Genomic DNA, 15,586 nt, shown 5'->3' with positions numbered 1-15,586 from the left:
CCTAAAAAAATTATATAGCGACCGTAACAGCCGATCCGGAATACACATGATTGTTTTCCGTAATAAAAATAAAGTTTCTTGGAGCTACCAAATATCTACTAAACGTGATAAATGTTGTATCCCCCTCTTCTCGAGTTGATATGCCCCAAATAAGCTCCCCGTCATCACTTTTTAAAATTAAGCCTGCGCTAAACCAATCATTAGCCGCCTGCAAAAGAGTTGCTAAATCATCTTCTAAACTTCCGGATATTCCCGGTGTGCCGATTGCAGCTCCAAGCCGTTGGCGTAAATCCATGCTCATGTATATTGATTCCCGTACCATACTGCGCTCAACATCTTGTAAGGTGTCTCCCTGATAGGTTGTCATAGCTCTAATTGTAACAAGTGCTCCGTCATCATTTTTACCGCCTGCCAATACGCCTGCTTGAATAAGTTTTTTAAAATCGGTAGGCGAATGTTTTTTAGTAAACTCAACAACATCAACAACCTTATTTGTAAGCGGCTCGTTAATTGCAAGACAACTTTCCAAGCCTGCAAGCTTACAGGCAAAATATGAAGCGGGGAAGGTTTCAATGCGCCCCGTCATCGGGTTGACTGCTTTAATTGAATCACCTGTGTAAGAACATAAACGGCTATTAAACATTTTCGCTTTTTCAATTGATTTTTCATTTGTCTCGTTTACGCCGCCGCCTAAAATACAAGTTCGCTCCTTGCGGTTATCAACACTGCTCATCAGTTCACAATGTCCGACAATGAGATTGTGTATCATCTCATCTTGACAAGGTGTTGTAATGATATTGATTTGTTCCGCTTTTAAAGCTTGCAATGCTGCAACCCACTCAAGAGCTATTTCACTCGCGCCGACACCTCCCGCAAAATTGACAAAATCTGAATCGGTTTCAGGAAGATTATTATCATGCGAAAGTAATTCTACCTTGTCGATAAAATCGCTTTCGGTAAGTTTTTTAATCATTGCATAAAGATTGCCGAACATAAAAAAGTCTTCATCTTTTTTTGCTGTTTCTTTTGCAATAAAATCTAATTCCCTCGATGAAGTGGTAGGCTCCGCATTTGTATTTATTGACGCAACATAACAGCCCTTTGCAATAAGCCTATTTGCCACAGCTTCAATAGTCGGATATTCCTCAAAAAGAATTTCTATGCCGTCTACCGTTTTATCGGGCACTTCAATTTTTAACGCATCGGTGTGTACCGAAACTTTGCAGGCTGCCCCCGTGCCGGTATATTTTATTTTTAATAGCTCATTTTTAATCGGTCCGATAGTTTCAGTCTTTGTGCCGTTTTTCAACACAAGAGTTACTGTGTGCGCACCTGAATCATTGGTAAGCTTTAATTGTAAGCTGTTTGCTCCAACTCCGTATTCTTTAGAAAAAAGTTTTAATACATCCGTTCCGCCCGCTTTAAGTGTTCGGGTTGCTTGCTCCGCATTTCCGACACGCATTGCAAAAACGCTCTGCGGTGTATAGCCCTTTGCCGGACTAAAGGCGTGTGCTATTCCCTCCAGCAATTCGCCTCCCTTTAATACCGCTTGCGCCTCTTCAAGAGAGCCAAACTCATATAATGTATTCGGCTTTCCCGCAATTGCATAACCTAAAACTACAAGATTACTTGCGGAAACCCCGCCGCCTTTCCCTTTAATTGACGCGGATCGAGAAAACACTCCCGGCTGAAGATGACTTGTCCTCCGTCCCGCACTTTCGAAAATTCTTGGTCTTACTCCCATTGTTATTCCTCCCAAATCCTTACACAATTTTTTGTTCTAAAAACTCTTTCACTTTTAAAACCCACTGCGCTTCTGTGAATGCCACATCCGCATACATTTTCTGCAAAACAAAAATTACCTCATCATCATACTCACCCTTGCGGTTTTGAAAAAATGTAGTAATACCTATTTGTTTTTCACTTACTTCCTTTGACATTATCAATCACCTCCCAAATAATGTTTTTATTTCCATCGATTTTTGTATCGATTATTGATTGCTCAATAAAATAATCAGCGTTAAAACTTAAGCGGCTGCCTGCAAGTTTTACCCCGAAGTCATAATTAAAATTCCCGCTTCGATCCCCCTGTATGGTGTTGTCAAAAATGACTACATTATTTTTCTTGCGATATTCGGCAAGCGCATCCTTTATGCCGCCCGCAAGAAACAAGCGGCACATTTCATACAGTTCATTTTTCAGCTGAATATTCTCGCTCCATATTTCTATACTTATCCGCTCTTGCCGCCGTATTACCCGTGATACTCCGCAGAGCTTTTCTTTTTTTGCAAACTCATTTTCTAAATCTTTTTTTAACTCATCGCAAAGTGCATAGCCTTCTTCTTCAAGTAACGGGATATCCGTTTTTTCAAGAATAAAAAAACTGCTTTCTACAAGGTTCATCAACTCCGAAGGTTTTTCATCGCTTTCGGTTGACACCACAACACAAGGGAATATACTTGCGTTATAAGTAAAATCAGGTATCATCAAAGAAAAGGGGTGTTCATTCGTAACGTGAATACTCCAGTTCCGGTAATACTCCTGTGTGCGCAATGCCTTAAAATAATCATCAAAAGCTTTTACTATTACGTGCTCTAAAATGAGCGGTCTATTTAAAAAATACAGCATATAAATTATCCTGCCTTTCTGATACTTGACTTTTCGTCTGATTGTGGTATACTTGTATTAATCTGACCGTCATTACGGCTTAGGACGTTAGTCTCAGGGGACGTACTTTTACGTAGCATTGAGGCGTTGGCGGCAGATTTTCTTTTTTTTCGATAACACGTAACTAATTCAAGCTGCCCCCTTTTAGCTCTAAACTCTTCAACAAATGTTATTTCTCCGCTAATATCTTTTCGAAACTCAATTACAGCATTATGGTAATATTTTTGCTCTGATAATTTTATACTCGATGGATCATTTATAACTTCTTGCATATATTTCAAATCCTCAAGTTCCAAATTATGAGCTTCTTTGTTCATCACATGTCGAACAGAATTGCTATCAAGAATAATACTTTTTGCATCTAAGCCTGTTACCTCTTTTATTCTTTTTTGTGCTTCACTGCTTACATATCCTACAAAAAGCCTTTCGTTTGCGTTTTCCTCTATTGCCCTTTTTGCAAAATCGAGTAACTCTTTTTCTGTTGCTGGAGGCTTTTCATACCATTTCTTTTCAGCTCCATTGTCTGTAAATCGTACATGGTTTTCCTGCGTTTCATCAATAAACTTGCTTAACTCTTGAACAAAAGGCAGCGGGTTTCCGTTTTTATCACTGAACCTATCTCTATTTTCAAGAATAATATTCATCATGTCTTTTGCGTTATCGCAAGCGGCAATCTTTTTCTTTAACGCACTAATCGCTAATTTTGCACCGCGTGAATGGCTTTCATATTTCGGCTTCCATTTTCCGGGTGCAGTTTTAATAAACTTTTTTCCCTTCCAATCTCGTACCGTGCCGACAGGCAAACCCTTGCCACCTTTTGCAAGCATAAGCATTTTTGAAAAAGCTTTTTCAATTGCCGCTTTTTCTTTTTTTTCTAAGCTTGCTAAATAGTCAAGTATTTTTTTCTTTATTGCGTTAAAAATAAACTTTTCACTTTCAGCTGATTTTCTCAATAGTAAAACTGTTCTCATAACGCTCCCATCACCACATGCCCGAACTTCATTTTGTTTTCTTCGATATAATTTTTTAATTCATCTTCATACACCTTAATGCGTGCGCCATAGTACGCACTGGTTGCAGATTGAGTGGAGCTAAAGCTTTCACTTACTCCATCCATAGAAAGGCTTGAAGATGAAAAGCCCGAGATAAGTCCGTCTCCAATGATATTCAATAACTCAACAGCGCAGAGCTTTGCGATTACTGCCCGCAAATCCGCCGGCACATCGTCAGAGCTTTCATAACCTGCAACATAATCAATACTGTAAAAAAGATTGCTCTCCCATGTCGCAGCTCCATAAGGAGAAATAGAAGTGTGTATTGCTTTTCGTGTGTCGCTCATTCTAAAAGGACGATTAAAAAATTTGATTAAGCCCTTTGTTTTATCAAGCGTGTAACAATCCATAAGACTTCGCACCTTTTCGGTGCGGCTCAATAAATCAAGCTTTGAAACTTTTATAACAGGTCTTTTCCGCGTAGGAATAAATCCCTGCCGCTGAATGCGGGATTGATGAAAACTATAAAACGATTCTTCTTCGTCATAGTCAACGCCTTTTTTTAATCCCCGCCGTTGCGGCTCACAAGCGATGCGTTTTTTTTCAATTGTAATATTGAGCCTTCGCTCCATTTCACGCAGCGAAGAGTTGATATGAAAGCGCACCTGTTCATCAGTATAAGGCATTCCGTTACTTGCCCTAAAATCAACACCCCAAAGATAGGTGTAATGTAAATCATCCGGCGTAACAATTTCGCCCCACTGTCCTTCAGGTGCTTTATAATTGCCGAATGTATAGCCGACAGGTTTTCCCGCGCCGCACTTTACCCAAACTGAATACTCCCAATCCGCTGCGGCGTTTGTTACATCCTGCACCCGATACCCGTAGACGCCGTCCTTGACATTTTTATCTAAGTAAACATCTTTAACCGGAACGGGAGGCTCCGTTGTTGTTTTTATAAAGCCTGAAGCGGTCAGCGTTTCCCACTCGCCGTCAATACCTGCTTTCCTTTCAAGCCTGTATTCCTGTGTAGAGTTTGGCATTTTGATAATGCAATAATTTTTAGCACTAACCACTTCAAGCATTTATACACTCCTTAGCTTATACTTCAGAGTAAGTAGGAATAGTCAAAAGATATTCAGCGTATTTCTCTTCAAGCTCCGCTATTCCTTTTTCATCGAACGAAACTGTAGAACCGTCAAAGACAATGATTTTTTTCTTTTTGAGTTGTTCATTTTTAATACGTCTTTTACTGCCGGTTGACTTTTGAGGTTTTTTATTTTCCTCTTTTACGTCTGTGTTCTCTTTCTGAGTTTCTCCGCCCGCAGCATCTTTGTTATTTTGCGTTTCGGTTTTCAGAGCCTCCTCATTTTGAACACTCGTATTTTCGTTTGAAGGATTTTGATTTTCACCGGAAGTGTTTTCGGTTAATTTATTTCCTCCTTCGGTTTCTTGATTGTTTTGTGCTGCATCAAGTTTTTTATTTTCAGTTTCTTTTTTTGACATAATAAACCCCTGTTTTTTTTAAAAGAGCTTCAAAGTGCTTAAGATTTCACGACTTAAGCACTCCTAGCTCTTTTTGCTTTTACCTAGTAATATAAGCCGCCTCTGTATGCGATATTTTTTGCAATAGCGCACCACTCGGGAGCCTTAACATCCAAAGCTGCAAAAAGCTGAATGAGGAAAGGTATCTCGGCTCTGTTACTTTCGTACAATGGACGTGAACGCAATGGACAGAACTGATCCCAGTTAATTACTTCCTGAATTTTTTTCTCAGTTAAGAAAACCATTTGAGCAGTACCCGGCAATTCGATGTTGAAGTCATTGAACTCGGTTGTTCCGCTTTCATCTTTTCCTATTCTCACCATCTCCATTACTACATCCCCGTCTTTTGCAGAGCGGCAAATAACATAGCCTGATTCTGTGTTTTCGGCACTTGCTTTTATTTTAAGAGTAACCTTATGTCCTGCACTTACCGCAACAGAAGCGTCTATTTCCTTGCCGTCCGATATTCCGTATTTATTGACTGAGTGAACGGTGTATTTATAATTTCCGGCATCGGCTGCCGCAAACTTTGATTTTCCATCGGCTGCACTTGTTGTCGTTACTTCAGTAGGAGCTTTCGGGCGTTTCAGAGGCGAACCGTCAGCAGTAACTAAGCCTTTTACATGGAAAAACTTATCTGCACCGGCTTCCTGCCCAAAATATATAGTGGAACCGTACGGCGTCGGGTACTGGTCAACGACAAGGTTCATTGCACCGCTTCCTGAAGTACCAAAGCGGATTCGGTCCCTTATAAGGTCTTGAATATCTTGCGCCAAAATTGGCGGAAAGAAAAGTTTATTGGCATCTCCGCCCGCTTCAAAAATCATTCCTACAGGATCGGTAATTATTCTTTCGCCCACCGTTGCAATGCTCTTGCCGCGGACATCGTAAATGTTTGCATTTTTCGACTTTTCAATCTGACGCAAAACACCGTCAAACTGTGTAGGCACGACAGTTTCATCACCATGAAAACAAAAGTATTCAGCAGCTTTTAAAACATTAAGAGTACCTGCTATCTTTTCACTTGTGTACGCATCTTCAAAACCGTCAACTAATGCCATTTGGTCGGTAACAGCTCTGCGGTCTTGCAGATATTTAATCTTTACAGTTTTTCGCTCAAGCTCTTGATCACTTGTTTCAGAGCCTCCGCCTTCTTCCGTTGTCAGGTACTTATAATTACCTACACCGGTGCGGCGATTATACTCATGAATAGTCGAGTTCACTGATTTTTTCTTAACACTATTTACAAACTTACAATCTTCCTTTTGCTCGCGCATAGCATTAACCATTGTTCCTTCAATATCCTCAGGTATTAAAGTTCGTCCGCCTACCATCTGTGCAGAGTCGGTTTGGTAACCGGCTTGCAATGATTTTAAAAGTTCTGCCTCACTCACAGAAGCTGTTTCTACTGTTGTAAAAAAACCCATAATCTTTTTTCCTCCTCATCCTTATTTTGTTAACTTTTCCTGCAAAAACCGCACATACTTTTGGTCAAGCTGGAATGCGGGATTCTGCAGGGACTTATTGATTTGTGCTTCAATTTTTCCGAATTCGTGTAAAGTTATCTCGCCGTTTTCGATTGCTTTTGAAAGCACCTCCATTGCGGTCTCCTTGTCGGCTTGTGTAAATTGCCCATGCCGCACCATTGCAGCAGCACCGCCTTTTGCCATCGGCTGTTGTCCGCGTGTTGAAATAACAGCACTGCGCGGCAAGGGCTCATTTGAAAGTTGTTCAACCCGCTTCATTGCAGCGGTTAAACCTTCTCCCATGACTTCTTGTTTTTCGCGGCTATGCTGAAAAGACTTAGTAAGCGTAGCGAGTTGTTCTTTAAGTTCTGCAATATTCTTTGTTATTTCGCCTAAGGCTACTGTTGCATCAAGGCTTTTTGTAACAAACTCTTCGCTATCTTTGTCATCGTCATCGTCATCGCTAACACCCTCAAGTTCCTCATCATCATCGATAAGGTCCTTATCATCTAATTCAGGCTTTTCGTCTTCTTTTTTTTCGTCATCCTCTTTCCCTTTTGACTTACCAAATGCTTTTTGCATTTTGGTCATAACATCATCCCAGTAATTTCCTTTACTCATTAAAAAATCCTCCAAAATATTTTCTTGATTTTGCAGTACAGCTTGGATATATTTTTCAGCTGTATCCTCTTCAATGCCTAATCCGGATAAATAGGCTCTTGCCTCCCTTTCATCCGTAATAGTCCCATCAACCACTTTTTCAACTAATGCAGTTAAAATGTTTTTTCCATCTTCGTTTTTCCCTCTCTTATTTCCTTCGATATCTTCGGGAATTAAAGTCCTCCCGCCGGTAAAGGCTTCCGAATCGGTGCCGTAGCCCGCTGACAGTGCCTTCACAAATTCTAAGCTGCTTAAAGACTTAACTACATATGCAGGAGCGACAGTCGGATTAACCGGAGCAATCGTCAGAGCCAAGTCATTCCATAACACCGAAACAATGCGCCCTAAATCCGTCCCGCCTTCTTGGATTCTTTCTACAATTGGAGAAATGCCGCCGACACTTGCCTTAACTCGTGTTGAGCCGTTTTCCAATAGCTCGATAAACTTCTTTGCGTATTTATTGTTTTTGTAGAGCTTGCCGCGAACACGAGTAGAGCTGCCGTCTGTGTACACGCTCAATGGCTCTCCGATAACGTAGTCTTCATCAAAAACCATTTTTGCATTTCCGCCCTCAAGAATTCTTGACTGGTGCAAATGGTCTTTGCTGATAACCCCGTTTTTTAAAAAGTAGTCTTTTGAATCAAGAAGGGCTTGTTGTAAAACTTTTTGCTGTTCAAGGTCTAAGTTTTCATTACTTGCCTCAACATCAAAAATAAAATCCCCCGATTCATCTTTTGAAAAAGAGCCTTTTTTTAATTCCATCTGTAGATAAATACGCTTCTCTTTTTCGTCCATCGTTTTCTCTTGTTCCCCTCCTCATGCTTTGATAACGGAAGCTTAAACCCTCGCCTCGCCGAAACAGAGTGCAAGGAGTTTAAAACTTCCAAAAACTGCCCTTAGCTTTTTTAAAAAAAAAGCAAAAAAAAAGGCTGTGAACTCACTTACAAGAGCGTACCTCGCCCGTCAGTCGTAAAAAATGAGAGTCCTTGCTCATTTTCAGACCTTGTAAATAAATTCACAGCCTTCTTTTAAAAGTGCCGCTTTCTCCTGCCCGTTATTCCGCCGCGCCCGTAAAAGAGCCATACAACGGCAAGCAGCTAAAAATGTAAAATATCAATTACAGATTTTTATGTTTAATCTGTTATACCTATTATATATTTTTTTTAAAAATAATCAAGAGGGGAATTCAATAAATGTAATATCGAAGCGCAGTTTCCGCAATTTCTTTCATTATTGAAAACATTTCTTCAACAGTCAGTTAAGTTAATAAGGAAATAATGTAACATCTTGTTCTTTCTGTCCAAATGAGCCTTTGAGCTGCTTATGCCTATAATATGATCGTAAGCCGTCAATATGTTCCATTAAATCAGGTAAAATTTTATGCCCCATTGGATCAACTATAAAATCGATACCTTCCCGCCGTGCAAGTTTTGCAGCAGAGACAAAATCACTATCACCTGTTATAAGAACAATTTGATCAGCCAGTTTTTTATAGGCAAGTGTGGCTATATCTATCCCTATCTTCATATCAACGCCTTTTTGCCGTAAAACTAAATCAAAATCGGTTTCGGTTATATCGGTAACTTGCAAACGACCGGAGAAAAGTTTCTTTGCTATTTCATTTTTTAAGCCATAATAGGCGGTATTATCAGCTAATACGCCCATTCGTAAGGCAACTTTTCGTTGATGTATTAAGTTTTCGATAAATTCCTTCATCCATGTATAGGTTTCAGTCTTTGAAAAATCAATACTCTTTTCTAAAACTGGGTGATATAATGCTTTACTGATTGGAGGGCAATCATAATAAAATATTCGATATAAACTATTCCATTCATATATCCGTTTTTGTTTTCCATCGCTATCACTTATAATATCAAATTGAGAACGCTCTTTAAGGTGCATACGGCAATATTTTATAAGCTCATCTACACGCTCATGTGCCGATTTTTTTCCAAAATGATGTAAGGCTTGCTTTCGATAAAAGCCACCATCAACTAAAATAGCTGTTTTTTTCCATAGGTAAAAAAAAACCCGTAACTCCGACCTATCCCGGATAAGTGGGAGGCCGTACTATACAGGTTTATTAAAATGCTGCCAATAAAAGCAGCTTTTATCAATATATACTATTTTTCCTTGTACGTCAAGTAATGAGTTTGCCTCTACGCAATCATCTTTCCCTTGTTTTTCTTATCCACCGTAAAAGTTCTTTTTTTATTTCAGGCGGAATATTTTTAAATTGAATTTTCTGTACCTCTTTTTGAAACCCGCGCCGAATTGCTCCGCCAAAACTTTCTTCCAAAAATCCCGGAGTAAACACAACAGTGCCGGCAAAGTCAACACACAACCGGCACGCGGTTTTATTTTTTTTAAGAAACGGTATTAAAAATTCATCTCTGAATTCTTCTCCGGAATCGGGGCTTAAGTGAATAAATCTTGAGCCTTGAAATTTATAGCCACTCCCACATTCCGCTACTCTTAATATTGCCTCCTTCAATTTTCTCACCTCCTTTTTTGCAGTATATCACAAAAAAAATTGCCTCAAAAAAATGAGAATACTACATTAGCTGATGACACCTTATCTTTGACAAATCATCGCCACATTACGCAATCATCTTTCCCTTGTTTTTCTTATCAAATGCTTTTTCCTTAAACTCCTCAATACTCATTTCATCCATGCTGCCGAAAAAACCAGGTCTATCGTATTGGCGCAAGTAGGCGGCTTTTGCTTCCGCTGCGGAATTGAACCCAAGCATAACCTTGTCTTCATCATACGTACCGGTTGTCGGGTCGTTTTGGTGCACAATAAATACTTGTTCGCTTTCGGGATTGTTCCCGATGTAAGCGTCTACATGGTCTTTATCTTTGCCGACAGTGCCGCGAATGTAACCATAATCATACGCCATCTTAATAGCCCATTCGTGCCCGTCTTTATCAACGCCGCTTCGCACGCTGCCTTTTTTATTTTCGATTGAAATATCCATGCCGTGTATTTTTGTTCTGCCCTGTAACGGGTATCCTGAATACGTAAGCGATTTATAGATATTTTCCGCTACCTTTTTTGCAAATACTTTTATAAAGGCTTTTTCCATCGCTTTTTGCATGCTTGACTTTTCAGCAGTATTAGACGATAATAAGGTATCATCACGAGCAGAAAGTCGGGGGCTGCCGGGTTTGGACTTATCCAAACGGCTGATTGTGGGGAGCCCGTCCACAGATGATTTTTCGCCCTGTAATGGAGATAATTTCGTTACAGGGCTTATTTTTTGGAATTTCTTAGGCGTTTTTTTACCGTAATAAAAAGTCTTATATAAAACTATTTTATCGTTTTCATCTTTTTTTAACACTACAAATTCCTTTCGATTTCTGTATCCTTTTTCAAACACAATAGACTCAGTTTGAGTGTCTAAATACATGTTTTCAGGATTATCTAATATTTCTTGAACGTGCTTATAATCCTCAAGTTCCAACTCCGTATGATGGTTTACCATGTGATCGATAAAATATCCTTTACTGCAATAGACAGTGTTGTCTTTTATTGGAGCGAAAACCTCTAGCGTTTCTTCCGGAAGAATTCCCACCGGCTCAGGCGTAGTGCCATATTTTTTAAAGATTTCTTCACGTGGTAGACCTTTTGCCTCATTAAAAATTTTAGCGGTAGCCCAAGACATTAGTGTTGCTTGACATTCTTTTTTTATTTTGCTAATAGATTGTTTATCCCCCTTATCCGTGAACTTTCCGTTCTCGCCTCGAGGGTGTTCGCCTTCTTCAAATGATTTTTTCATTTTGCTGACAGGAACTTTTACCGTTAAAATATATCGTATCTTTTCCTTTATGTTTTTTTTAACTGTGTTCTTTTGTTCAACCGCTATCGCTTTCCGGATCGCGCCTGTTTGTTTTACAACGTCAAAAAGCTGCTTAAAGGCGGCATTGATTTTTTTTCGCTCTTCGCCTTCGGGGTAAGGCTTCGCTACATTTTCGTCATCCCCACTGTCATAATCATCATTTTCGGTAGCATATGCAAGATAATCATTTTTTCTTCCGCTTGCTTTTAGCATATCGTCAATATATGCAGAAAACGCCCGTGCTGCCATTTCATGTGGAGCTGACCAATACGGTTTTGCTTTCCCCCTGTCAAGAGCTTTTGCATCTTCATGAAAAGCAGACCCCTTTTTGCCGCTATCAATTGTTGCCCGTCCGCCTTCAGCGTTTCCGTAGTATGCGCAAATCATTCTAATCCATTCGTTTTTCTGTTTTACCTCATTCTTTGTAATTGGTATTCCCCAGAACTTGTGTGCAAGCTCAATTGCTTTTTCTAGGCTGCCTGCATACCGTATTTTCTCTGCGAGTCCGCCTGTTGATTTATCAAAATTGAACTTTGCAAGCTTATAGTCTGCACTTGAATATTCAACTTCTTGTTTAATCGGTGTATTCCCTTCTGTCATAGCTTTTACAAGATTGTCAAAAGCTGTCCGCACTTGCAGTACGTGTTCTTCTTGACTGTTTTCTACGGGAGGAGTAATTCCTGCTTTTTTCAGTTTATCTCTTTGGGTGTCAAGTAGGAAATCCTTATACTTTTGTGAATATGAAGTATTGTTTTTTATCCTCATATACTCAGTAAGTAGGTCTTGCTGTTTTTTGCTTAAATGATTCATAGGGTTTGTTAAGAAAACATCGATTTTTCCACCTACCATAGCCTCTGAAATGAGGTTGTCGAAAGCGTGAAACCATTCATGTGCGAGGTTTCCGCCTCCTTTCATTTTTGTGAGGTTGATAACACGCTCCACATGTTCATAATGTGCCTCAGCCTTTGACTCTCCTCTCGCTCCAATTGCAAGAGCGAGCCGTCCGTTTAGTGAAATAAGACTATCTGGAATGCCGGTAATATCCGCCAAATCTGCAAAAGCCTCGCACGCATGATCAACATGAAACTTTGCGCTCATCGGGTCTTTCAATACCCAATTCCCGGACTGAATGTCTCGCAAGTTAAACATTTTCTTAAGCTCTTCGGTAGAATGTGCTTTTACATTTCGCCCGCCTTTTCTACTGAATTTTGAAGCAACAATCAATTGAAAAATTGCCCGTCCTTTTCCCTTTGCAGAACGTTTCCCTTTTAGTGTTCCTGTTTCTTTCCATTCCCAATTATCATAATTTCCGTGTTTTGCTTGTTGTATGTGCTTTTCAAAAGTTGCAGACCCGCCAAAACCGCTGTAGTTTATCGTGGCGATAAATTTATTTCCTAACGAGTTCCACGCCGCATAAAGTGAATTTGAGGCAATGGCTTTTTCATTTGCTTCTTTTTCAAAAGCTTGAAGCCTTTCCCGTGCTGCCACCCTTTCTTTTTCAAAATATCCGGATCGAGTTTTTCCATCCCCTACATCAACATTTGAATCCCATCCATTTGCTTTTTGAAACGCCTGTATTTCGGGAGTTTTTTCAAGCTCAGTAAAACTTATTTTAGCTCCGTATTTCTCCCGTCGTAACTTATCCATTAAAGCAGTTTCTTTCATTTCAATATCATGCTTTTTTTTATGCACTTCATCGTATTCTTTTTTTAAATCTAAGTATTTTTGTTGTTGTCGAACTGATAAAAACACTCCCTGTCTTTCATCGTTTATTTCATTAATAGTATCTATTACATCTTGTACTGTTTTACAATCTTCCAACCGCCCACGTAAACCGTTTATTGCGATAACATAATTATGCCTTCCTTCGGGATTGTCGAAAGCTTCTGTTGCAACAGAAGCATAGACTCTGTCGATTAAAAAAGCCGCTCCTCTTGCCATGCCGTTTTTTATCAGCGTATTAAAATTAACCTTGCCGAACACGTTTGATTTTTTTATAAGCTCTTTTGCCATTCGAGGGTTTTCCTCTAACCCTTCCCAGTCGATTTCATGTTCAAGTATTTGCTCTTCGGCTTTTGCCATTTGCTTAATATAGTTTTGAGCAAGCTCTTTGCGGCTGCCTGCAATATAGCCGGTGTCGCGATAACGGTATTGCTCACTGTTCGGGTCCCATGTTGCGTCTTTGAGTGCGCTCTCCCGTTCGAAAAGCTCTGTTTGCGGTAAGCCTTCTTTTTTGCGTGCTTCATTCTTTTTTGCCCGCTCTTTTTCTTGCGCCGCAAAATCTTTTTTTGCGTTTTGATTTCCTTTCATTGCTTCAGAGCGATTGCTATTTGTGCCGGATTGTGGTATACTGGTCTGTAGAGAGGCGGTAACAGCTCCCACCTGTTTTCGGAAGGAAGAGAATTCAGGAGTGTAGCTATATTGGGCGATAACCGTCTGTATAGCATCTGTTGCCTCTTTATCTTTATTCCAATCGGCAAAACCTGTTAAAATCCATTTTGTATTACGCTCCTCATTTTCTCTTCGCAAAATCGCCACAATACCATTTTTTGACACTTCAATAGTTCTTTCATTGGTTCGTGTTACTGTTCCATTCTTTGTTGCATCAATAACTAATTGCAACAACGCCGTAATTTCATCTTCATTTTTTCCGTCCTTGCTATATCGCTGTTCAATAATATGTTTTAGCCCATAGCCGGACTTTCCGGTATTTCCCACATCAACGATTATTTCCCCTAAGTCCTTATGCCGAACACTTGAAGACTTGCCCGTCTCAAGCACTGCGGTAAGTTTTTTTAAATCTTCTTTTACTGTTGCTCCGCCTATTTTGTTTCCGTCGTCATCTTTGCTGTCCGCTGTTTTTTCTTGCTTATTATACAGGCTCCACACCTTATACATAAGGCTGCGGTTTATTTTCAGTACCGGTTGCGCCTTCTTTTCGGTTTGCTCGGTTGCTTCTTTTTTATTATCTGTTTTTTCACCGCCGCTTTGCTTGGTGCTGCTTGTCGGTTGCTTTTTACCTGCAGCCTCGGCTGTGCCGCTTACAGGCTTTTTAACAGCTGTCTTATATTTTTCTCGTGATTCTTTTTTACTGAAAATCCCATCCCATTTAAGCCTATTGGTTAGGTACTCAAGAACATGCGCTGCGTATGTTTGTTTATCCACACCGTAATTTTTCGCAATGCTTTCTTTTTCAAACTCATCATCTATTTTTTTTGAGTGAATATTAAACATTGTTTTTAAGAAAGTAAAAGGCTTTTTAAACGTTTCAGCATACATATAATAAAATCCCTTACCGCTTTTTTTCGGCACCTTTCGGATATATTTATGTCCTACCGCTTTTTCCAACACTCTTTCAATCCGCTCGCTTCCAGTATCAAGTTCTATAAAACCGCTCAGTGTTTTCATTATGCGAAAATGCTCATCTTGTCTAATTGTCAATATCATTTATTTATTTCTCCTTACTATAATTAGTGTAATTGCCCGTTATGAAGTAATACTTCGCATTCAAATTCGTATTCCTCTTGTACGCTCAGTTGCGGATGCTCTCTATGCGCTCGCTCGCCTCATAAATACCCGCATGAGAAAAAACGGAGTCAATGTCTTCTTTGCTTTTACATGCTTTTAATTGTTTGAAAAGAGGCGGCGTCTCCTCTTCTGTTTTTAACACAAGCCCCAGCATATCTAGCTTATTAAGAACATTTGACAACCGTCTTACATTGAAAAACAAGGCAGTTGTCATTTTATACAATTCTTTTTGTGTTGTTTTTCCATCCGTCATGCTATAATCATTATTAAGCATTGCAGTTAAAAGATAGATTTGCTTGTCTTTTAAATTTTTAATGTGAAAGCGCTTAAAACTATCCTCTATTTCCGCTTCGTTTTTGCATACTCGCAAAACTGCAAGAACTCTGTTATCAATATTCAAGGTTTCTCGTACCTCCTGCTAAAATAGTTTTTTTACCTTCAAAAACACCATCACCGCAATAGCGCCTGCCATTATCGCAACTACCGAGAATAACTCGGTAATTGTTTTTCGCTGTTTTTCAATTTTCAATGCCTTGCTGTGATTGTCTATAGTCAACTCATTTACTCGCTTCTGTGCCTCGCTCTCGTATGCGCTGTAGGATTTTTTTAAACTCTGTAATGTCTCCCGCTCCGTCTGTAATTGATTTTTCAAGCTCGCTTGCAAGCTCGCCGCTTTGTTCAATTTTTCCCTCAAGCTCTGTATTAGTAATTGCTGCGCTTGTTTGCTCGTCTCCAAGTTTTGACAGATTGTCTCTAACCTTATTAACTCCGTCTCCGAGATTGTGTATTCCGCCTCGTGTGCAGCAGCCGGAAAACAAAAACAGACAAGCAAGCAAAAAAATAATCTTTTCATTTTTCATGTTCCTCTCCTGAAAACAGGTTTAAA

Annotated in this window: 14 protein-coding genes; all 14 read right to left on the bottom strand. The window is 39.6% G+C overall.

Annotated features, from left to right (window positions below):
* Positions 1-10: 10 nt before the first annotated feature.
* Positions 11-1,744, bottom strand: a complete 1,734-nt coding sequence (locus tag FUT79_RS05240) for a hypothetical protein (protein ID WP_148878920.1) — start codon at positions 1,742-1,744, stop codon at positions 11-13.
* Positions 1,745-1,763: 19 nt separating this feature from the next.
* Positions 1,764-1,940 (bottom strand): hypothetical protein, encoded by a 177-nt coding sequence (locus FUT79_RS15040; protein ID WP_002695490.1) that lies wholly within the window; start codon positions 1,938-1,940, stop codon positions 1,764-1,766.
* Positions 1,921-2,628, bottom strand: coding sequence for a hypothetical protein (locus FUT79_RS05235; RefSeq protein ID WP_148879541.1), 708 nt, complete (start codon positions 2,626-2,628; stop codon positions 1,921-1,923). Before FUT79_RS05235 ends, FUT79_RS15040 begins: the two co-directional genes overlap by 20 nt.
* A gap of 5 nt (positions 2,629-2,633) precedes the next feature.
* Positions 2,634-3,638, bottom strand: coding sequence for a PBECR3 domain-containing polyvalent protein (locus tag FUT79_RS05230; protein WP_148889369.1), 1,005 nt, complete (start codon positions 3,636-3,638; stop codon positions 2,634-2,636).
* A complete protein-coding gene (locus FUT79_RS05225; RefSeq protein ID WP_024751751.1) occupies positions 3,635-4,744 on the bottom strand; it encodes a hypothetical protein in 1,110 nt (369 codons plus the stop codon). Before FUT79_RS05225 ends, FUT79_RS05230 begins: the two co-directional genes overlap by 4 nt.
* Positions 4,745-4,760: 16 nt before the next feature.
* A complete protein-coding gene (locus FUT79_RS05220) occupies positions 4,761-5,165 on the bottom strand; it encodes a hypothetical protein (protein WP_024751696.1) in 405 nt (134 codons plus the stop codon).
* 83 nt (positions 5,166-5,248) lie between these two features.
* On the bottom strand, positions 5,249-6,631 hold the full coding sequence (locus FUT79_RS05215) for an SU10 major capsid protein (protein WP_148879066.1): 1,383 nt from the start codon (positions 6,629-6,631) through the stop codon (positions 5,249-5,251).
* Positions 6,632-6,652: 21 nt separating this feature from the next.
* On the bottom strand, positions 6,653-8,125 hold the full coding sequence (locus tag FUT79_RS05210) for a hypothetical protein (RefSeq protein WP_148889367.1): 1,473 nt from the start codon (positions 8,123-8,125) through the stop codon (positions 6,653-6,655).
* Positions 8,126-8,593: 468 nt separating this feature from the next.
* Complete coding sequence (locus FUT79_RS05200) at positions 8,594-9,232, bottom strand: NYN domain-containing protein (protein WP_024751699.1); 639 nt, start codon at positions 9,230-9,232, stop codon at positions 8,594-8,596.
* A gap of 265 nt (positions 9,233-9,497) precedes the next feature.
* A complete protein-coding gene (locus FUT79_RS05195) occupies positions 9,498-9,833 on the bottom strand; it encodes an STAS-like domain-containing protein (protein WP_081718570.1) in 336 nt (111 codons plus the stop codon).
* 97 nt (positions 9,834-9,930) lie between these two features.
* The gene (locus tag FUT79_RS05190) at positions 9,931-14,619 is read right to left on the bottom strand and encodes an LPD1 domain-containing protein (protein ID WP_148889365.1); all 4,689 of its coding nucleotides are present in this window, start codon (positions 14,617-14,619) and stop codon (positions 9,931-9,933) included.
* 85 nt (positions 14,620-14,704) lie between these two features.
* The gene (locus tag FUT79_RS05185) at positions 14,705-15,100 is read right to left on the bottom strand and encodes a hypothetical protein (RefSeq protein ID WP_024751643.1); all 396 of its coding nucleotides are present in this window, start codon (positions 15,098-15,100) and stop codon (positions 14,705-14,707) included.
* A gap of 18 nt (positions 15,101-15,118) precedes the next feature.
* Positions 15,119-15,256, bottom strand: coding sequence for a hypothetical protein (locus FUT79_RS15035; RefSeq protein ID WP_156009206.1), 138 nt, complete (start codon positions 15,254-15,256; stop codon positions 15,119-15,121).
* 1 nt (position 15,257) lies between these two features.
* A complete protein-coding gene (locus FUT79_RS05180) occupies positions 15,258-15,560 on the bottom strand; it encodes a hypothetical protein (protein ID WP_148889363.1) in 303 nt (100 codons plus the stop codon).
* Positions 15,561-15,586 lie beyond the last annotated feature (26 nt).

The sequence above is a fragment of the Treponema phagedenis genome, assembly GCF_008153345.1.
GTDB lineage: Bacteria > Spirochaetota > Spirochaetia > Treponematales > Treponemataceae > Treponema > Treponema phagedenis.
This window is presented reverse-complemented; position numbering and strand designations above follow the sequence as displayed.